This is a genomic window from Paenibacillus sp. Leaf72 (assembly GCF_001422685.1).
Lineage (GTDB): Bacteria > Bacillota > Bacilli > Paenibacillales > Paenibacillaceae > Pristimantibacillus.
The window spans coordinates 69,122-89,908 of record NZ_LMLV01000032.1 but is presented as its reverse complement, the minus strand read 5'-3'; the positions used below and the strand labels follow the sequence as shown (position 1 = coordinate 89,908).

Annotated in this window: 19 protein-coding genes; 6 read left to right on the top strand and 13 right to left on the bottom strand. The window is 46.0% G+C overall.

Annotated features, from left to right (window positions below):
* Positions 1–658: 658 nt before the first annotated feature.
* Positions 659–1,072 (bottom strand): hypothetical protein, encoded by a 414-nt coding sequence (locus tag ASF12_RS25820; RefSeq protein WP_056040972.1) that lies wholly within the window; start codon positions 1,070–1,072, stop codon positions 659–661.
* Between the two features lie 197 nt (positions 1,073–1,269).
* Here ASF12_RS25820 and ASF12_RS34030 point away from each other — a divergent pair, with 197 nt between their 5' ends.
* From ASF12_RS34030 to ASF12_RS25810, 3 genes are all read left to right on the top strand, one after another.
* Entirely contained in the window at positions 1,270–1,470 is a 201-nt protein-coding gene (locus ASF12_RS34030) for a transposase (RefSeq protein WP_081419055.1), read from the top strand.
* A gap of 430 nt (positions 1,471–1,900) precedes the next feature.
* Positions 1,901–2,437, top strand: coding sequence for a hypothetical protein (locus ASF12_RS25815; protein ID WP_056040971.1), 537 nt, complete (start codon positions 1,901–1,903; stop codon positions 2,435–2,437).
* 301 nt (positions 2,438–2,738) lie between these two features.
* Entirely contained in the window at positions 2,739–3,719 is a 981-nt protein-coding gene (locus tag ASF12_RS25810) for a hypothetical protein (protein ID WP_056040969.1), read from the top strand.
* Positions 3,720–4,510: 791 nt separating this feature from the next.
* Here the strand turns inward: ASF12_RS25810 and ASF12_RS25805 are convergent.
* Entirely contained in the window at positions 4,511–4,999 is a 489-nt protein-coding gene (locus tag ASF12_RS25805; RefSeq protein ID WP_056040968.1) for a SitI3 family protein, read from the bottom strand.
* A 199-nt stretch (positions 5,000–5,198) separates the two neighbouring features.
* Between ASF12_RS25805 and ASF12_RS25800 the strand changes: the two genes are divergently transcribed.
* Positions 5,199–6,236, top strand: coding sequence for an NAD(P)/FAD-dependent oxidoreductase (locus tag ASF12_RS25800; RefSeq protein ID WP_056040966.1), 1,038 nt, complete (start codon positions 5,199–5,201; stop codon positions 6,234–6,236).
* 110 nt (positions 6,237–6,346) lie between these two features.
* On the opposite strand, the gene ASF12_RS25795 is transcribed toward ASF12_RS25800, so the two are convergent.
* Positions 6,347–6,724, bottom strand: coding sequence for a VOC family protein (locus ASF12_RS25795; protein ID WP_056040965.1), 378 nt, complete (start codon positions 6,722–6,724; stop codon positions 6,347–6,349).
* A 207-nt stretch (positions 6,725–6,931) separates the two neighbouring features.
* Between ASF12_RS25795 and ASF12_RS25790 the strand changes: the two genes are divergently transcribed.
* Positions 6,932–7,417 carry an RNA polymerase sigma factor gene (locus ASF12_RS25790; RefSeq protein WP_056040963.1) on the top strand — a complete coding sequence of 162 codons (486 nt, stop codon included), beginning with the start codon at positions 6,932–6,934 and terminating at the stop codon, positions 7,415–7,417.
* Positions 7,417–8,088 carry a zf-HC2 domain-containing protein gene (locus ASF12_RS25785; RefSeq protein ID WP_056040961.1) on the top strand — a complete coding sequence of 224 codons (672 nt, stop codon included), beginning with the start codon at positions 7,417–7,419 and terminating at the stop codon, positions 8,086–8,088. Before ASF12_RS25790 ends, ASF12_RS25785 begins: the two co-directional genes overlap by 1 nt.
* A 165-nt stretch (positions 8,089–8,253) precedes the next feature.
* On the opposite strand, the gene ASF12_RS25780 is transcribed toward ASF12_RS25785, so the two are convergent.
* From ASF12_RS25780 to ASF12_RS25735, 10 genes are all read right to left on the bottom strand, one after another.
* Positions 8,254–9,234 carry a cell wall hydrolase gene (locus ASF12_RS25780; RefSeq protein ID WP_056040959.1) on the bottom strand — a complete coding sequence of 327 codons (981 nt, stop codon included), beginning with the start codon at positions 9,232–9,234 and terminating at the stop codon, positions 8,254–8,256.
* 194 nt (positions 9,235–9,428) lie between these two features.
* Positions 9,429–12,767, bottom strand: a complete 3,339-nt coding sequence (locus tag ASF12_RS25775) for an ATP-binding protein (protein WP_056040957.1) — start codon at positions 12,765–12,767, stop codon at positions 9,429–9,431.
* A 131-nt stretch (positions 12,768–12,898) separates the two neighbouring features.
* Complete coding sequence (locus tag ASF12_RS25770; RefSeq protein WP_056040955.1) at positions 12,899–13,891, bottom strand: ABC transporter substrate-binding protein; 993 nt, start codon at positions 13,889–13,891, stop codon at positions 12,899–12,901.
* Positions 13,888–14,112, bottom strand: a complete 225-nt coding sequence (locus ASF12_RS25765; RefSeq protein WP_056040954.1) for a hypothetical protein — start codon at positions 14,110–14,112, stop codon at positions 13,888–13,890. The genes ASF12_RS25770 and ASF12_RS25765 overlap by 4 nt, the downstream gene beginning before the upstream one ends.
* A 50-nt stretch (positions 14,113–14,162) precedes the next feature.
* The gene (locus tag ASF12_RS25760) at positions 14,163–14,894 is read right to left on the bottom strand and encodes an SDR family NAD(P)-dependent oxidoreductase (protein ID WP_056040952.1); all 732 of its coding nucleotides are present in this window, start codon (positions 14,892–14,894) and stop codon (positions 14,163–14,165) included.
* A 29-nt stretch (positions 14,895–14,923) separates the two neighbouring features.
* The gene (locus tag ASF12_RS25755) at positions 14,924–15,667 is read right to left on the bottom strand and encodes an SDR family oxidoreductase (protein ID WP_056040950.1); all 744 of its coding nucleotides are present in this window, start codon (positions 15,665–15,667) and stop codon (positions 14,924–14,926) included.
* Positions 15,664–15,969 carry a phosphopantetheine-binding protein gene (locus ASF12_RS25750; protein WP_056040947.1) on the bottom strand — a complete coding sequence of 102 codons (306 nt, stop codon included), beginning with the start codon at positions 15,967–15,969 and terminating at the stop codon, positions 15,664–15,666. Before ASF12_RS25750 ends, ASF12_RS25755 begins: the two co-directional genes overlap by 4 nt.
* A gap of 66 nt (positions 15,970–16,035) precedes the next feature.
* Positions 16,036–18,471 carry a beta-ketoacyl-[acyl-carrier-protein] synthase family protein gene (locus tag ASF12_RS25745; RefSeq protein WP_056040945.1) on the bottom strand — a complete coding sequence of 812 codons (2,436 nt, stop codon included), beginning with the start codon at positions 18,469–18,471 and terminating at the stop codon, positions 16,036–16,038.
* Positions 18,472–18,489: 18 nt separating this feature from the next.
* On the bottom strand, positions 18,490–19,380 hold the full coding sequence (locus ASF12_RS25740; RefSeq protein WP_155973466.1) for a GNAT family N-acetyltransferase: 891 nt from the start codon (positions 19,378–19,380) through the stop codon (positions 18,490–18,492).
* Positions 19,352–20,635: a dicarboxylate/amino acid:cation symporter gene (locus ASF12_RS25735; RefSeq protein WP_056040940.1), complete on the bottom strand. Its 1,284-nt coding sequence runs from the start codon at positions 20,633–20,635 to the stop codon at positions 19,352–19,354. The genes ASF12_RS25740 and ASF12_RS25735 overlap by 29 nt, the downstream gene beginning before the upstream one ends.
* Between the last annotated feature and the right edge of the window lie 152 nt (positions 20,636–20,787).

The following is a 20,787-nucleotide window of genomic DNA, read 5'->3' as shown; positions in this document are numbered from 1 at the left end:
ATTGAAGACATCTAAATCCCCTTTAATAATTGCCTATCCAGCTTTGGAGTGGACATCATAAAATGGGGACTTCTCCCCAAAACATAACGAGTTGAAGATTTTCATTGTAAACAAAGTGCAGTAGATGCCAGCTTCACTGCGAGATTTAATTGGAAATTGCAGCTCATTACATGTTAGGTTAAAAGTATAAATGGGTGTCATTTCTCCTTGCGGAGAGTCTCCAAACTCATGGAACACAAGAATTTGAAATATACAAAGCCGACCTATACCCTTGAGGCTATGTAGACCCATTAATACACAAACAGTGTGTCTCAGAGACATTTCCGTTTAAAAAAGGGTTGAATACAGCGTAATTGAGCATCTTTTGTTTGAATATGAAAGCATGTTTCGTGATCATCACCCTGCAACGAACAGAGTTTCAAAAGGGCAAGCATCGCATGATTTTACAAACGGGGAGCATATAGGCGTTAAGTTTCTGACGACTATTGACTATTTCAGCAGAATCATCTTCTAGCACAAGTAAGAGGCGTAAAAGGCAGAAACGTTTCTGAATTTCTTGTACACGGTGCTAAACGCATCCCTTCGGGAAGCATCACCATGTTGAAATATTTTCAATTCAGCACATATAGCTGATTTATTCAATGTTAATATGATTTTATTAATTAGAATATGCTCTATACACTTCCTCATTAACCTCAATTAAATGATACTGAATAGTCAAATACTTAATAGTAATTATGAAATCTCCAATAATATTTAATTCCCAATAAGTTTCTACTTGCGTTTCATTATTAAGAACAACATTCAGTTCTGAAATAGGTTTTTCTTTAATACTAACCTCTAATACAAATGTGAATAATCCTTGTTCCTTAAAACTAGCTTCAATATCTTTCAGGATGTTCAAGTAGTAGTAGTTATTGAATTCAAAAACAACCTTGAAATATTTGTTATCTGCTTTCTCATAAACCATAAACGTTAAAATGATCTTGTGTGGATTATTTAATATATCAAATTTAAGCTTTGCGTTATCCAACATATTTTCGCAAATATATTCAAGAGAATAATAGTTCAATTAAACTCCTCCCAGTAAATATTAAGGTTTTAAATTCGAATCTTTCTATTACTCCTTCCCTGCTTGATTTTATTGTATCTAAATTGGGATAAATTAGAGAGTTTTTTTCTCAATGAATATACCATGAATTAACTTTTTCTGCCAATGGATTTTTTAAAAAAATAAACGAGTAAAACATGTTGCACGTATGATTAACAATGTCCAGAAACGTGTTGATGATGCGATATTTAACGCTGCCCCTAGTGATCGCGAACAGTTGCCATCCCAACATACTGACCAAAATCATCATTTATGCCTATACGCACCGTATTTATTCTTCCCGAAAAATCTCCAAAGCATTTCGAGAGAACATTCCAATAATGTGGCTTAAGACTCGCCAGCTTACAACCAATATTTGAAAAAATCAAAGCCTCCTTGGGCAATTTTCCGAAAACTATCGTTGCACATGTGGGTCATTAACTGAAATAAATTCGCATTTATTCAGATGAAGTTCCTAGCATTACTGAAAAATCACTTCATCTTCCTTTTTATATAGTTCATCAGGTTGAAAAGTATCTTTTTATCATGCTCTCACTGGACAACCTAATATCTACAGTCAACACATAATCAATGTCTTCATCATCTTTGAACGGAAAATGACATTCCTTTGTTTTGTCAGCGGAACAATATTACAGAACGCTAGCGAAGATAACAAAGTATTAAAAAAATGAATTTTATAAAAAATGGTAATTTAGTCTAATGAATATCATTTATAGAAATGTTAACCTTTTTTGTAGGGGTAATACTCCCTATCCGAATTAAAATACACATATTAGGAGGAATACGTTTATGAATAAGAAGATATCATTATTAGTTTTATCATCTGCATTAGTTTTGAGTATGTCAACTAATGTACTAGCAAATGACAAGAACAAAGAGGAAAGATCTAATATTAGTGTAATTTATCAATCTATTGATACATCGCAACTCCAATCTTCTGTCTCATTTGGAAATGCTGAAGAAGGATGTTCAGAAGGTATGATCTGCACCCAAAAGATCCGCATTTCTGATGCGGCAGATGGTGAGACAAAACTTGGTTCGAAATTAGAAAACTGGGGTGGCATTATATATACATCCGCAGGCACCACTACTCCAGATCATTATTCCTACGTCGTTTCTGCTGAAACTTTACTTGCTCATCAAGAAAATGGAGCAATGGTTGTTAAATCCCAAGGGAATAGAGATGTTGAGACCGGTATTATTGCTCTATCGACAGCATCTGCTACTTCAACAGCGAGAGGCACTTGGGAAGGATTCACTCAACACTCTGTTTCTGGAATATTTGCAATTGAATACGCATACACATCTTATCGACAAACCTGGTAAGCTGAATAGTGTTTACTACTTAGGTACAGCATCTTGATTCGTAATGTCTTAAAACACAATTATTGAGGTTAAATAACCTCTAATGAAATATTTTAAGATTTCTTCGTTTTGGTTTTGTGTAAAAATATCCATATAGTGAATGAGACCTAAAAGAGCAACCTGATTCACTACATAGGTACCTAAATAGTATCAAATGTTGTTGTTTAAAAATCCGTTTCTTCGGATTGTGGACAAGAAGAAGTCTACAACCACCGTTGATACGGGTTTTTATGTTAATTTCAAAAAACTAGGAGAGAAAATATTGAAGAAATATATTATATTTTTTTTCATATGTCTTTTCACTTTAATAAGTTGCAAGGGAGAAACGAACAGCATTACTTTAAAAAGCAAGCATATTAATAGAATAAAGTTAGAAGAATTCCCACAAGTTTTATCCGAAAAATCTCATTTCAATATTAATTTCGAATTAAATGATGAAAATGCAATAAAAACACCCATAAAAGACTATTACTACTATGTATTAAAAGAGAAGAAATCAGATATAATTGAGGCTAAGTTGTACCTTCGTAATGAATTTATGGATACAAATGTATCTTTAATTGCTCTACAGGGAAATAAATTAAAAGAACTAAGTGTCAGTAGCGAATCAGATTGGTATAAAACTATGGAAATTCCTCTTCCTAAAGGATCCATTATAGAAATTGATCTACGGATTAGATGGGATGCAAACGGTAGTAAAGAGTTAATTTTATTCCCTATATTAGATAATTTTCCACATCAGTATAGTGGTTTAGGTGCAAGTGTAATCAGGTTATTTGTAACTAACTCCAAAATCGACAATACACACACTATCGACATACAGAAGCACATAGAGATTGAAGGGGGAATTAGAACTATACCAGCCTTACGTTGGATCGAACAGAATAATGAATCTATTCCTCTTGTTACAGAAGAGCAACGTAATTACGCAACTAATTTCTATGATAAATTAGAACTGTCCCCGATATCCTACACAACTAATGCTGATATCTTGTATCTTGATAACAAAGGTGATGTTGAAATTTTAGATTCTGTATCTTTAAATCAAGGAGAACAAATAATACTAAATTTTGAAGAAAGTAAAATGAAAAAGTTTATAAGCAATAATGGAAGAAAAAAGTTTTTGCTTATATTGAATAATAGAAATGAAGCAATGTATTATGATTATAATGCTGTAAATGAGGGATTACTCCCCCATACAAGAAGCTTTCAACAAGTAATAGAAATATATCCCGTTCAATAGCATTTCATAAGCATATATAAACAATTAACTAGATTACTAGAAAGATTATATTACAGAAAATAATCAAAAGACGAGACAAAAAATGACTCATGACTGATTCTTATGTAGAATGAAGTTACCAGACACCCCTATACAGTTGAATCAGCCATGAGCTTTAGGTATTTTACCACAAGAGAACGATAGCATAATGTTTGGTCATTTGGAATGGGGTATTGTGGTCTCTGAACGATGGAAGCGCAGGTCTTGTATCGTCACGTTGCTAGAGCATATTAACAAGCTGTTACGTTAGATTATCATACCGTTAATTTAATGGAAGAAGCTTTCTAACAGGCTACATATATTCCAGCATCAGCCTTTATCACAAGTAATTTGCTTGTTACAAAAGCATATCAATCCTCCCAATGTTACACGTGAGTACATTCTCCAAGAAACGGTGAACCAAAGAAAATGCAAAAAAATTTACACAAGATATTTCTCTAATAGACTCTCTAATTTTGCTGAGGTTGCGGAAGAACTTCTCTCTCTCGCCCGCCCTTGATTTAATCAATAACAGACCTAAAAAGTGTCTTGGCTGGAAAACCTCACATGCAACTTTCAGAGTTGAAGTGCAGCATATGTCTCGACATTCCATCAATTAAATTAATTCAGCATTTATCCTTCTACGTATCTATTGCTTATTATTATATTTTAGAAAAATCCCCTGAGATAATCACTCTTATAAATGATTCTCAAATAACAAAAAACGCCAAGGAATATATTCCTCAGCGGACATCATATTTATAAGCTTTCTATTATATATGCACCACAGCTCTAAACGGCTGATACTCCATCGTGCCGATTAAAGCTTTCACGCTGTCATGCTCCCAGAAGCCAAAATCATTATTGACGTAGAAGGCGTTATTTTTCCGATAAAAAATTTCTGAATCACTGAATGTCAGGAGGGCATCCGAGCCCGCCATATCAAGTAGGCTGAACACCATTTGGAGCATCAGCTCGCAAGCCTCCGGCTCTGTATCATACGAATTGTACAGCTTAAAGCTCACATGCTGCTGGTACATAAATTCGTCTTCCAAATAGTCGGAATCCCATCCAAATGACATATCGAGCGTATCGATAACCGTCATCGAAAACCCGATTCTTTCATTAAACTCATCCACCCGAAAACCACCCGCAAGCGGAACCAGTTGCTCGGTCACAAAGCCCAGTTGCTTAAAAACCTTTGTCACCATCGACTGTGTCAATGACCGCTCCTCAAACATTAAGGAATATTGCAGTGCCATAAATTCCCCTCCGCTTTATTGATATCAGCATCCTACATGCATCATAGCAAATAGCTCTGAACGGATTCTGACCGGAGCGCTAAACGGAAAAATTTTCTTTTTTGACATATGCCAATTGTTGACGCCCCCCCTTATTCTCCTTTACTATAGAAAATAGTGAGTTGATAATGATTTTCATTATAATTGGAGGCTAGTTCAAATGTCTGAATCCTTGGAATTATTTGATGTAACGATTATTGGTGGAGGCCCTGCGGGCATGTACACTGCTTTCTATAGCGGAATGCGCGATTTGAAAACCAAGCTGATTGAAGCTCAAAATGAGCTTGGCGGCTTTCTGCACACGTACCCGGAGAAAATGATTTGGGACGTCGGCGGCATTCCACCGATGCGCTGTGACAAGCTGATTGCCTGGCTGGAGCAGCAGGCTCGCACGTTTGACCCTACACTCGTCTTCAACCAAAAAATCGTCGGCGTCGTCAAGCAAGAGGATGGCAACTTCCTTCTTACCTCGACAACTGGCGAGCAGCATCTATCGCGTACGGTCATTGTGACCGTAGGCCGCGGCATTACGCAAATTCAGAAGCTTGATATTCAGGGTGCTGACCGCTACGAGGTGACGAATCTGCATTACACCATTCAAGAGCTGATCTCCTTCCGTGGAAAAAGAGTGCTGATTTCAGGCGGCGGCAATTCCGCCGTCGATTGGGCGAATGAGCTTACGGGTATTGGGGCAGAGGTTATCGTAATTCACCGCCGTGACCAATTCAAAGCGATGGAGAAGCATGTCGCGGATATGATGGCAACTGCTGATGTACGTACGCCTTATTTCGTCAGCCAGCTGAATGGGCAAGGGGAGACGATTCACAGCGTTACGATTACCCATGCCGAGACGGGCGAATCCGAGGTGCTTGATGTTGATGCCGTAGTCGTCAACCATGGTTATACGAGCGACTATGGTCCAATTGCAGAATGGGGCATTGAGCTGGGCGAATGGGCAATCAACGTGAGCAACCGTCTGGCGACGAATGTACCGGGCATTTTCGCGGCTGGCGACTGCGTCCATTATGACAGCAAGGTTAGGCTGATTGCCGGAACGTTTACCGATGCTGTGCTTGCCCTGAACAGCGCCAAACTGTACATGGAGCCGGAAGCGGATCAATACGCCTACGTGTCCTCCCATAATGTGCGCTTCAAAGAACGCAATAAGCAGCTGCATATCGCCTCTATTAAATCGTAAAGTTATCTCTTCCATAAACAGAATGCTTATTGTGAGCTATGCCCCTGTCCAGGTTCATCCCCGGATAGGGGCTTTTGCGTATAGACGTCTGCCTTCGGCTTATTAAATGATTAGGAGAGCCACTCTAGAAACTCAAGGCGGTTGCCAAATGGATCGTTTAAATAGAAGCGTTTGACCCCTTCATCTGCCCTGGCCTCGTCGTCGATTACCTGGATATGATGCTGAAGCAAATGCTCGCGCAATTCATCTAGGCTCTGTACATGAAAGGCAGGATGGGCTTTCGTTGCCGGAACAAAGTCCCGCTGTACACCAATGTGTACTTGATGGGTGCCGCATTTAAACCAGACTCCGCCGCGTTTTTTCAGCATTTCCGGCTTTGGAATTTCCGTCCACCCCAATATGCCGTTAAAAAAGCGCCTTGCCTCTGTTTCGCAGCCTTCCGGGGCTGCCAGCTGAACATGATCAATACCATAAAAATGATAAGCCATATATTCCGCCTCCTGTTTCATATAGTGAAACACAGTTTCATTTTATGACTCTATTTTAAATCCTTTCCCCATAAAAATCCAGCCTTTTTCACTTTGATGCAGTAAACTAAATTATCATAGCCATGCTTTCAATCGGTTTAAAAAATATTGCAGGGCATCTGTAACGAAATCCAATGTTCATGCACTTATAGGGTAGGAGGTGTAGAAATGGAAAGCATGGAGCAGCTCTATAGCACGTACGCGCAAACGGTTTATAAATATTTGTACAGCTTGACGCAAAATGCCGATTTGTCGGAGGAGCTGACGCAGGAGACCTTTTATCAAGCGATGAAGGGGATCCACAACTTTCGCGGCGATTGCAAAATGTCGGTCTGGTTATGCCAAATCGCTAAGCGCGCGTGGTATAGGGAGCTTAATAAAAACAAAAAGATGCCATCCGTTTCCTTGGATGCATGTGATATTCCTGTTTCTATGGGGCAGCAGGTCGAAGCAGATATTTTACATAAGGAAGATAAGCTCTCCTTGTTTCGTATGCTGCATCAATTGGATGCAACAACGAAAGAAGTGATGTACTTGCGGCTTTCCGGCGAATTAAGCTATGCCGAGATCGGAGAAATTTTGGAAAAAAGCGAAGCTTGGGCCAGAGTAACCTTTTACCGGGGCAAGCAAAAAATGATGAAAGGGAGCGTATAATGGGACAACAATTAAATTGCCATATTGTGCAGGATTTGCTGCCCAACTATATCGAAGGGCTGACAAGCGAAGATACGAATGAAGCCATCCAACAGCATCTCGCTTCGTGCAGCGATTGCAGGCAGGTGCTCGACAGCATGATGACGGAGACCGAGGGCTTTCAGGCGGCCCCACAGAAACAGATCAATTTTCTAAAAAAAATCAAACGAAGACAATGGGTCATAGCTGGCATCAGCGTCTGTATTGCCGTTATTATTTTGCTGACAGCCCTCTATTTTTTTGGCATGAGGAATTTTGCTATAGCCAGCAAGGATATTGCCATCAGCGAAGTCTATCAAATGAAGGATGGCTCCATTCATTACCGAATGACAGCCAATGTGAATGGCTATCTAAGCAACGTAGGCGGACTAACCGATACCAATAGAGAAGTACACAAAATTAATGAGCGTAGGCGTTTCTTTTCTAAACAGGATAAAAAGCCTGAAATATTGCCCGAATATTGGTCTTCACTGGACAGCCCCGATCCTACGCAAGAGAAAACAATTATTTATTACGAAGGCAAGGACGAAAACGACCGTCTCATCATTTGGGAAAAAGGCATGGATATTCCTAAAGCAACTGCCGAGCAAGAAGCTGACTATAAACGTATGAATCCCAAGCCGGCTTCCTAGGTCCATACAGCAAGGTGAAACGGCTGGCGCCTTCCTTTGGCGGCGCGGCGCGTTTCAGTCCGAGAAATATAGAGAAAGGATGGAAACATCATATCCTTTCCTATATTTCAAAAAAGTCCGTTACGGCTCACTACGCCATAACGGACTTCTCTATATGTGTCGTTCCTATTTTGCGAAGCTATGATTGCCGATCGTCGTAATGACTTCTAGGCTATCCCAGAACGCGCCTTGGGATATATTAGGGTTAAAGAAGTAGATGGCGTTTTGCACATTGTTTTTGCCGTTGAGCGCTTCCTTAGCTGCGCGCAGGGAGCCTTCATTGGGCTTGCTTTTATCAAGGAGGCCATTGTGGGCTGGCGGGAACTGTCTGCCGGAATAAATCACTTCACGAATCGTATTCGGAAAACGGGAGTCCTTCACTCTGTTCAAAATAACATTCGCCAAGGCAAGCTGCCCTTGATACGACTCATAGCCTGATTCAACCATTGTGATCTTGGCAAGCAGCGTCAAATCTGCTTCTGTGAACGGGTCAGCTGCGTGATCGAAAATCGAAGGAATGACCACCTTCAGCTTCGTACCTGCTTTAAGCTTGGTCTTGCTATCCAGTCCGTTGCGCTTAAGCAGCTCCGACTTGCTGCTGCTCGTTTCCTTGCTGATCTCGTCTATTCCGTATTTGTCTGTTACTACTGCTGGCTTCACAGTAGCAAGCTCAATATCGCCTGACTGTGCATTCACTTGCAAATCGGCATGCAGCATTTCGGCTAATTGGCGCAGGGACGCATACAGTCTGCCTTCCTTGAAAACGGGAGCCGCATCCATCACATAGCGCTCATCATTGAAATAGACAACGGGCACTTCGTTTCCGAGTACGATTTTATCATTCAATGCCGTATGTATCGTTACTTCCTCATTGTCACTATCCCAGCTCGACTTGGCACTGAACAATTCAGCGATGCGGGCCACAGGCACATACAATCTTCCATCCAGAATAAACGTAGAATCATTCAGCACTACTTGCTTGCCGTCGAGTTTAATCTTCGCGTCATCCGCGGCCGAAGCGCTTGCCAAGGGCCCGATGCATAGCAGAAGCATTCCCAAAACCATAGCGAATATTAGCCGTTTAACCGGCCTGCTTTCTTTAATCATACGTACCTCCCAGAATATTGTGGTCGTATTTCATTTGAAGAGATGACAGCAAACCGTCGCAGCTCCTCAGTTAAAACACGGCCCTAGCTGGAGCAATCTCCCAGCATTCTTTCTCTGGGCAAAATTATACCACAGCTAATTAGGGCTGTAGGATTAACATTTTCACAGAAATAATAAAAAGCTTGTTCCACCCGCTATTCAAAAACGTACAGCGGAAGCGTGAAATAGAAGGTGCTTCCTACTCCCAACGCGCTCTCCACATGAATTTCTCCCTCATGATAATGGACGATTTCTTTGGCAATCGCAAGGCCAATTCCGCTCCCCTGAACCGCCTGCCGATCATGCTTTTCCCGAAAGAAGCGGTCAAATACAAACGGCAGCGACTCCTTCTGCATGCCTGCCCCATTATCCTGAACACGTATGGTGAGCTGGCCGGCGGAATCGTCATTGCCTGCCCATTCTTCGATCGCACAATGTATGCGAATTTGCCCTTCCGCCCCCGTGTGCTGAATTGCATTAAACACAAGGTTGGTCAGCACCTGCGTAATTCGGTCCATATCCACAACTACATGGTATTCAGCCAATTTAGCCGAATCGAATGCCAGCTGAAAATCATATTGCAGCCCGGCGCGCACGACATCGAGCATGAATTTATCCTCGATTTTCGCCACCAGCTCCTGCAGCGTCATCATGAGAAAGATCATTTCGGATTTGCCTGATTCCAGCCGCGACAGCTCGAATAAATCATGAATTAAACGGTTTAGACCGAGCGCTTTGACCAAAACCATCTGTAAATATCTTTTTTTATCCGCTTCCTGCTCCACCAGTCCAGATACGATCGCCTCCACATAGCCTTGAATCGCCGTCATCGGCGTACGAAGCTCATGGGAAATATCGCTGAGCAGCCGCCTGCGTGACAGCTCCAGCCGGCTTAAATCTTTGTTTTTGCGCTCCAATTCCACCGTTCGCTCATGAATGCGATGCTCCAGATTCGTGTTCAGCTCGGAAAGCTGCTCGTTTAGCTCTGCAAGCTGCTGCGCATTCAGGCTCACTTCCTGAACGGACCTTTTTAACAGCAGCAGCGTACGAACGCGGCTTACGAGCTCATTGCGCCCAATCGGCTTCGAAATATAATCATTTGCTCCGGCGCTGAAGCAGGCCTTAATCGTATGATCCCTGCTGCTTGCTGTCATAATTAATATAGGCAGCTCAATTAAATTGTACTTTTCTCTAATCAGACCGCACAGCTCATAACCGGACATGCCAACCATCATTAAATCGGCAATAACCAAATCCACCTCATGCAGCTCATCCATGCGCGCCAGCACCTCAGCGCCGCTAGTCGCGGTCTCGAATACGCATGGCAGCGGTGCCAGCTGTTGAATGACCACTTGCAAATTCACTGGTTCATCATCCACAATAAGCACGCGATAAGGACGCTGTACAGACAGCTCTGCATCGCTTCTATCCCCTGCTGGAGCGTATAGGGATGCTGCCATCGATTCAGCATCACCCATGAGCGCCTGCCTGCCCGTCTCCTTCTGCGTCATCAACGTTCCAGCCGAACGATTTACCGGCTGATGAAAAATCGTGAAGCTGAATAGAGAGCCCTGCCCCACCTTCGACCATACTGTAATTTCCCCGCCATGCAGTTCGACAAGCTGCTTCGTAATTTTAAGTCCAAGACCTGCTCCCGTATCATCAATGGATTCAAGCTTCTCAAACGGATTGAAAATGATTTCAAACTTGTCTTCTGCTATGCCGATGCCGGTATCCTCGACGTGAATTTCCACATAGTCGCGGTAATGCTGTGCGCTTATCGTTACATATCCCGATGGCGTATACTTGATCGCATTGCCTATTAAATTAAACAAAATTTGCTGCATCCGGTTTTCATCGGCATAAATAGGCGGAAAATCCGTGCCAATTTGATTAAGGAGCACTAGATCTCTGCCCGTCACCAGCGGCTTGACGACGGTCAGCACAACCTGCGCCAGCTGATGCAAATCGATTTTTGCAATATGAAGGCGCATATCATTATTTTTTAATAGAGCGTAATCCAAAATATCATTAATCAAATAGGACATGCGCTGCCCGCTCGATACAATCATATTCAAATGCACACGCTGGCTGTCCTCCATCCGATCATGCATGCTGTAAAGCAGCGACTGCGCCAGCCCAATAATGCCGTTAAGCGGTGTACGAAGCTCATGAGAGGTGTTGGCCAAAAACTCATCCTTTACCTTATCCAGATCTAGCAAGCGGGCAGATAAGCGCTCATTCGTTTTAATGGCATTGGAAAATTTGATCGACACAATAATGGATAAGCAAATAATTAAAAACAGCAGCCCATATGGAAAATAGATGCCCGTTCTAATCGTGTCATTGCTCATCAAAATATCGTTGACGACCGTAATAAAAAAGACGACGGTGCCCGTCAGCATCAAATTTGCGCCTGACAGCCTGCCAATGGCAGCCTTAAATACATACTGAATGAGCACAAAACCAATCCCAATCGCATAAACCTGCATGACAACGGCCAGCTTCGTAAATATTTGAACCGGCGTCACCACAATAAACAAGGTGAGCAGCATGCCTGGAATCCACAGTATATTGCGCATTCGTTTTGTCATTTGGCGTGGAAAGCTGTAATAGAAAAACAGCACAAACAGCGGGGCGCTCCCGAGAAAGCCTAAATATTCGATTTTCACTAAAACATTATCGTTTAAGCTTTGAAATAAGACGGATAACGTGTATTGGGATTGGGAGCTATTTTTCATAGCCAGCAAAATGCAAATGAGGCCAAAAAACAAAGATTCCCAATTTTTACGCAAGAGGATAAACAAAACGATGTGGTAGAGCCCCATAATGAGCATGCAGCCTATTAACATGCTTTCGAACACAAGCTTCTTTTTCATATACGAATGGAGGCTGTCGTATTCTCCCAAAGTTAAAGAAGCAAACAGGCCTGCTTTGCGCTGCGTGTAGTTGGACACTTGAATGACAATGTCTGCCTGCGTCTGTCCTACCTCCAACCGAAGTACTGACGGCATCATATACGATGTCGCCTCTGCCTCGCTTCGACCAACAACTCCGCTTTCAGAAACGAGCCTCCCATTGATCCACATGCGGTGGGCGGAGGTTATCCCTTTAGCAACCAGGCCCAGCTCGGTGTCCGTCTTCGGCAATTTTATGACAAGATGATAGGTGGCATAGCCCTTGCTTGTGTGCTTTTGTCCGTCAACTTCATGCTTGCTCCATGAGCTGGGCACTTTTATGTAGCCAGCCTCGCCGACATTCCCCGCTGTAAAATCATCAGGCTCCAACAGCTGATTCCAGTAAAATTCCCACTCGCCGTCGAGCGAGCTGCCATTACCCGCAATCTGATCCTGTGCTGTAATCGACAGCTTCCCCCTGCTCGCTTCTGGTTTATCCTTATCCAAAGCAGAATTAAAAGTCATCAGTATGATGAATATAAATGCAGCCAGCGCTATCGGAACGAAAAAATAGAGGAAAGGCACACGTTTCTTCATGGAAGCTTCACCGCTGATTACCCCTTTTTATTACAAAATAAGATGGCCGAAGCAGTAACACTCGCCTATGCATCATACCATATCCTTTTTTTAAAATATAAGAATCTATAAGTTTCATACTTGTAATGGGCTTATATCTCAAAGTTTTCAAGCCGTTTTTGAATTTCCTTCTGCTCCATATGGAGATAGGTGTTAATCCACTGTTGGAGATGATAACGCTGCGGATCGACGGCAATGGCAATATCATCATCGTGATCATCCAATTGCACGAATTGCAGCTGGAGCGAATACGAAGGGTATTTTTTCAAATAACGGGAAATTTCAAAGGCATCATAAACGGCTGCTAGCACATCCCCTTGCCTTACGCCATCAAACAGCTCGGCCGAATTCGGATAGCTCGCCTGGCTTTGATTTGGAAAAAGCTCCTGGGCAAAGCCCGCATAAGAGGTGCCTCCGACAATGCCCACCTGCTCCCCGCGGCCTTGGATGAGGGCAAGCGGATCAGCAGCATCGCCTTTTTCAGTAATTGCGGCAAGCTGCATACGGTTAATCAACAGCGCTTGTTTCAAATTCAAATAGGCATCGGAAAATAATACCCGCTTCGCCCGCTCCAAGGTAATGCTCAGCTTGGAAACGCCGATATCCGCCTCCCCTTGGGATACTTGATTAATAACTTCATTGAATGAATCAGCTGTTCGTATAAATGCTGCTTGTACGCCAAGCTTAAGAGCGATGTCGTTTGCAAGCTCAACATCGCTTCCGCGGAGCACTCCCTGATCATCTACATAAAAAAACGGATAGCGGTCCTCCTGATAGAGGGCTACCCTCAGCTTGCCTCTGCTCAAAATGTCCCGGATGTCCTCCGGGTATGTCTTTAATTGCTCCTCTGTGTAAACCGGAAGCTCCACTTTACTTCCAGCATTCTCCCCCACCTCCGCTTTAGCAGCCGGAACGGCAGAACTTGCGGGAGATGGGCTGAAGGCGGCTGGATTTGCTGCATGAGCTTGTTTTTCTGATTCCAATTGATAGGCCTGCTGTGACGTGCTTGCACATGATGCTGTAATAAAGCCTATTGCCAACACCAAAAACAAGCAGAAGGCCAAGCGATCGTATTTGCCGATCATTGCTGGCCATCCTCCCCTCCATGCGAAACTTGAGTTTTGCGAAAGCATACTGCGCATACGGTCATGTCATACACAGCGATACGAACATGGCAAAGCTTGCAGCGTGGAATCGAGACGGTCGCCAAGCCTCCAACTACCTCTTCCAGCTCCTCCTCCAACAGCTCATCAGCCTGCCCATTTTCCTTTTTCTGATCGTTCTCGGCCTGCTGCTGATCCCCCATATGCCCCGCCTCTTTCAAAGGTTACCTTAAGCCGCGTCCTCATATCCTTGCTAGAGAACAGACTGAATACCGTAACCCCATGTCGTATTTTGACCGCTCATGCCATGACCGTAATCAAGAAGCAGGCCGAGCCCGTGGGCGAGCTCTTCCAATTCCGGCAATGGCGGTTTTAATGCATAAATATCAAACGGCTTGCGATTACTTCGACCAGCGGCCGCTTGCTTCTCCCTGCGAAAATACCCAAATGTCAGCGCATTTACACTGACGCGAAACGGCGACAGCTCCTTGGCGAAGCTTTTGACAAAAGCGAGCGCTCCCTGGTTATATACCGGGGATGTAGGAAAGCCGTCGTAATGCAGCGAATCTGCCAGCATCGGCACGATAATCTGCCCCCGCTGCTTGCGGGCCATCACGCTCCCCGCCGCCCGGCTGTACAAAAACAGCTCGCTCAGAAGGCTGTAGCTCTTCAAGGCGAACTCGGCGGGATCATGCTGCTGCGCCTCCAGCTCGTCGACCCAATCATGGCCATGAATATACAGGTCAAGCCCTTGCATCTGCTCGGCTATGCCCGCAATAGCCGACTCGACTGCTTTCATTTGGACGTCCGGCGCAACAATCGTCTGACATTGTTCCTGCAACGGAGGCGGCAGCTCTGCCTTAAACTGCTCCGCCTGCTCAGGCGTCTGGAAGCTCGCCGCAACCCGGATGCCCCGCTGCAGCAAATATAGCGCTATCGCTGTGCCCAAAGCACTTTCGGCATGATGCAAAAATGCGGTTTTCATCCTCATTCCCCCTTCTATCCCAATCCAGCTTAACGCAAAAACCCGCCATCTATTTTCAATGTTTGACCTGCATGATAGCTTGCTAGAGGTCCCGCCAAATACATAACCGCTTCGGCTACCTCCTCAGCTGAGCCAAGCCTCCCGGCTGCCGTATGCTTTAAAAAATCAGCCATTTTCTCCGCTGGCACTCCTTGGGCCATTTCGGTCTCAATCATGCCTGGCGCAATAGCGCTAACTTGAATGTTTCGCGAGGCGTAAAGCCGGGCATACAGCTTCGTTAAGCCCATAATCGCGCCTTTGGATGCCGCATAATTCGTCTGGGCTTCGCGTCCGTAAATGCCGCTGACGGACACCATATTAATAATGGCGCCCTTCCCAAGGCGCAGCATATAGCTGACCGCCTCCTGCGAGCAGCAGCAGGTGCCGATAAAATTCGTATCCAGCACCTCATTCCACTGCTGCTCTTCCATAAATAGCGCCATTTGATCATTCGTCCGTCCTGCATTGTTGACCAGCACATCCAGACGGCCATACGTCTCGAATACGTCCTTCATTACATTTGCTACAAAATGATGATCGCTGACAGAGCCTTTGTACAAACTAATCCGTCCGCCAGCTTCCTCAGCCTCGCCCCGCAGCTGCTCCGCCGCTTCATCATCCCGCACATAAATGCCGGCAACGACAGCTCCTTCTGCAAGGAATCGCAGGGCGATGGCCCGGCCAATGCCGCGTGTTACGCCAGTAATCAAAATGACGTGATCACGAAAGATCATGGCCCTTCGGTCCCCTTCTGCTGGCTGGCCATAATCAGCTCGGCTATGGACTGGACATTTTTTAAATGAATTTTTAATTCATCAGCTGGAATTTGCTCCACCATTACCCCGTACAATTCTTCCATGCCTACCATTACCTCGAACGCTTCTACCGAATCCAGGCCCAGCCCATCGCCGAATAAAATCAAATCGTCCGTAATTTCCTCCGCTGTAATATCCTCAAGCTTAAGCCTGTCAATTAACAGCTGTTGCTTAATCGTCTGTTTAATCGTTTCCATGTCTAAAATTTGCTCTACGCTCATACGTATGCGCCTCCTTGGTATTAAGCTTTTTGTATCGTGAAAATAGCTCCCTCGTGCAAGCGCCCATCAATCGTTCCATGCACTTACAACTGCCGCGCAGTAGCTGCCGTTGACCGTCGAGCTTATCGCTAACACATGCTGTAGCTGATCCGTTTGCCGCGGAATGCCCAGATGGACATAGGCGCCGCTCGCCACTTCACTTGCGGCTTTACCGCTCACAAGCTCCGCAGCCGCAGCAAGATGCAGCATCGAGCTGTAGGATTCGCCAAAGCCCGCGCTTTCATTGAAGCTGATAATGGGCGGTGTCTGGTCATGGGCGGCCAATGAAGATAGAGCGCGATGCTCGCCTTCTGTTTCATCAGGCCTGCCGACCGTATTCAGCAAAATCAGGCCAAGCTGTGCCATGCCAATTTTCGCTTCATTTAATGCTTCGGTTACCGCTTTGCAAAGCGTCGCTTCCTGCTGGGAAGCATTTGCCACTGCTCCAAAGGCGGTGCCAAAGCCGCTTAATTCCGCATAAATGCCAGTCTGCCTTTGCCTCGCTTGCTCCAGATCACAAAGCACCATACAGACGCTGCCCTCTACCATCCGAAAACGGCTCGCCTGCAAGCCTTTCGCACGGTCAATGTTGCTCGACAGCGCCGAGCGTTCATCTCCCGCTCCAATAAGGCAGGAGGACAACGTACGCTCGCGGATTTTGCCAGCAGCATACAGCGCTGCCGTCAGGCCCTCATTTCCTCCCGTGCTGAATGAGCTGTTGAAGCCCAGCAGCTTCAGCTTCTCCGCCGTCTGCCCGGCAATTGAATTAATGACCGTATGCGGAAAATAAATGCTGCTCGCATATTCCGGCCCTTTCACAAATACCGACTCCAAATATTGCGAAATGCTATCTGTACTGCCCCGGGCTGTGCCAAAAATAAAGCCGAGCTCTTCCTTCTCCGCCTCGGTTATTTGCGCGTCCCCCAGTGCAGCAAGTGCTGCTCCGATCGTATTTTGCGACAGCTGATTCATTCGGCGCTCATATTTGCTTTTGTCATACTCCTTCAGGGAAAAAGAGAATGCGCCGACTGCTTCTGAGGAAGCGTCCTCTGCAAGCCCATTCAGGATGCTGCCCTGATGAATATGGCCGCCTCCAACAGCGCCAAGCCCGGTAATGACAACCCGCCGCTTGGCGAGCTGGGCTATGCTTTCCGTATGCAGTATCGCTGCTTCACTCAAATTATCCGTCCGCAGCACTAATGAAACGTTGTGTCCGCCAAAGGCGGCATTATTGCTGACGATATACTTTGGACGCATCGGGCGCATGCTGTGCTGAATAATATCCGCCTCTTCGCAGCCTTCGCGCGCCGTATCAAAATGCAGCGTTGCCGGCACATAGCCTTGCTTGATCGCATAAAGCGAAGTGACAAGCTCAAGGGCAGCAGCGGTACCTAGGCTGTGCCCAAAATACGCTTTGCTTGAGCTGACCGGAATGGTCAGCTGCTCGCCAAAGCTGCGTTTCAAACCGCTAATTTCCGCGCGGTCATTCGCCTGCGTTCCGGTGCCATGCGCGTTCACGTATTCAATATCCTGTTTGGCAACCTGCGCAAGGCTCAGGGCCATATCTACCGCCCGCTGCATCCCTGCGCCTTCCGGATGCGGAGCCGTCATATGATGGGCATCATTGCTCAGCCCATAGGCACATAGCTCCGCATAGATGGTCGCTCCGCGCGCAGCAGCGGCATCCATCCGCTCCAGCACGACAAATGCTGCGCCTTCGCCCAGATTAAGGCCAAAGCGGCTGCCAAACGGCGAGGATGGCAGCGGATTAAGCGCCCGGAGTACATTAAATCCGGCATATACACTATGCGACAGCGGATCTGAACCGCCTGCGAGCATGACATCGGCATATCCCCAGCGAATCATATCGCTGGCATAGCCGATTGCATTGCCACTAGCGGCACATGCCGTATTTAACGTCGCCACCGGTCCCTGCACGCCCAGCAGCCGCGCAGTATCATCCCCCTGCTGGTAAAAGGGATAATTAGCTGTATTTTCCTCATCCAGCGCCGACAAATCCCACTGCTTCTCCAGCGATAATATGCCGCCGTTGCACGTTCCAAGCGCCAGCCCAATTCTTGAGGCTGGGATCTGATGCGCAGCAGCAGTTGCAGTTGCAGCGACATCTGCTGAATCAACTGCTGCTGTCTGCACAGCGGAATCTCCTGGTGCTATAGTAAGGCCACTGCTGTGCAGCGCCTGCTTCGCAGCCGCAATGGCATACCGCGCGCACCAGTCCATCGACTGATCCGCCGTATGTGCAAGTGCCGATTCCCGCCACGATTCTTCCAATTGTCCGGCAAGCGAGCTTAACAATGTGTCCGTCTTAAAACGGGTAACTGTCCCAATTCCTGTCTCTGACGCGAGCATTCGCTCAAAGACGGCCTGCGGCTCATTGCCCAGCGCGCACAATACGCCTATACCTGTTACCGCAATACGATGGGTGCGTTCATTGTCCTTCATGTTCATTCCCCCAAATCCCTACTTCAATGGCAAATAACTAATCCGCTTCTCGCTCGTCTTCCATGAATAAGGCGCAAGCCATTGCTGCGCGAGCTTCATCATGACAGGGGTCCCTCGGTTCACTGTAAAAATGCCGTAGGGAATGCCCGCTTCCAATTGAAGGCAGATCGACCTCGCCAGCATATGGAAAGCTAGACCTATCTGCTGATATTCCGGCGAAATGTATACCGCATCGTACAATATCGTCTCTTCGTTCAGCCGGTACGTCATCGACCAGCCCTTAATGCCCTGCTCCGAGCGTAACCCAAGGCTGTTGCTTGGCTCCAAAGGCGCAAAGGTTTTGAACGGCGACAGGAAATCTGGAAAAACAGCTGCCGCTGCTTCAATCGATTGCTTAAGCTCCTGTTCCTTCTTGTCTGCCCACAGAAACAGCTCCAAGCCGCTTGGCAAAGGCCGTTCCCGAAGCCAGCCTGCGCGGGCGATATCGCGATTAATATGGAAAACAACCGCATCGCATAATGGATGTGTCCAGCCTTCTTTTTGCAGCCAAGCTTCTATCGACTCCGTAGAGGACTTTCCGGAATAATAATAAACTTCAAGGCTTGCCATTTGCTTCTCAAGGCATAGGCTTCGCACTTCTCTCATTATGGAGGAGGCGATTGCCTTCCTGCGCCATGGCTTCGCTACGAACAGGCATTGCAATATCGCATGCTGCGCCCCTGCCCCTTCCCGCAGCTCCAGCACAGCCAAGCCTGCCGGCTCATCTCCCATTTCCGCCCCTATCAGCAAAAAGCGGCTTTGCCCTTGACCGCTCCTCTCGCTCTGCTCCAATTGCAAATAAAGCCACTGAAACATGAGCGGCTTGTATTTCAATCTGTCATTAGGCGCTAATCTCTTTATCTTGTACATGAGGTTCCTTTCTGGCTGACAGAAGTGAAGCTGTAGCGCAGTTAATAGATACATTAGCCGCCGTAATAATGGGATCGATAATCGGATTGATTGCCAGCAATAAAATGATCGTCACTTCAGCCGGAAGCTTCAGCATCCCTGCTATAATCGCGATCATGCCAATGGATACGACGCCCGGCGAACCTGCTCCTGCGATAGAAGTCAGCACAGCTCCGACCAGCACCAGCATCCACTGCATCATCGTAAAGTCGTATTCATACAATTGAGCGGTAAATGCAATGCCCAGCGTATAGACAAGCACCATGCTGTAACGGCACATAATCATGCCGATCGGTACAACCAGTTGAATCGCATGCGGCTGCAGCTGCAGCTCTTTGCTTAAAGCATGCATGCAGGATGGAACGGTAGCAATGCTGTTTCGCGTGCCAAATGCTAAAATAAGCGACTCCTTCAAAGCGCTGATGACCACCTTGACCGGCTGGCGCAATTGCAATGATAATGCGGCGACGGAGACGATAATTAAAACGACGCTAACGAGATAAAACATCATAATCAGCTTGAGCATGGCGGGCAAAATGTCCAAGTTCAACGTGGCAAACTGACCCGCCATCATGCAAAACAAAGCAAACGGCAGCGCGTACATCGACCAGGAAATCGCCTTTTGAAAAGCACGGAACAGCACATCCGCCAGCTGCAGCACATCTTCCCCTTGCCTCGTTCGCATCATGCCAACGGCTACGCCGACGATAACGGAGAAGAACAAAATTTGCAGCGTATTGTTTTCCATCAGTGCTGTAAAAATATTAGAAGGTATCATATCGAGCAAAAACAGCAAAATCCCTTGCGATTTCTCCTCTTCTACAGTCGCTCCATTTGTACTGGAGTCGTTGACGATCGCACCCAGCACCTGCTTCGATTGCTCCGGCAATCCGGCCCCCGGATGGCCGATTTCCCCAAATACCAGCCCGAATACGCCGGAAATGACGAGTGCAGCGGCATAGACGAGGCACATGCGTCCAATCGTTTTCATGGCGCCGCTATTGATGAATAAGCTGCCGATGCTGGAAATAATGGCGGTCATCATAATCGGAATGACACACATTTTCAGGAAGGATAAATAAAGATCGCCGAAATCCGCTACAGAATGAGCGATACTTGGCGCATAGAGGCCAGTAGCTATACCCGACACCATGCACAGCATAATCATCCAGAAAGACTTGATCCATTTGAATGACAAAACAGACACAACCGACACACAAGCACCCTCTTGTTAGGCATTGCGACGAAGCAGCCTCCGCTGGAAACCGCGGGCACTCGCTGGCAAGCAGCTGTCCCTCTCATCGCTTCTCTATAAATTTGGAGTGACATCGTGCCTCAGCGGCGGATATCACTCCAATGCAAGCTCTA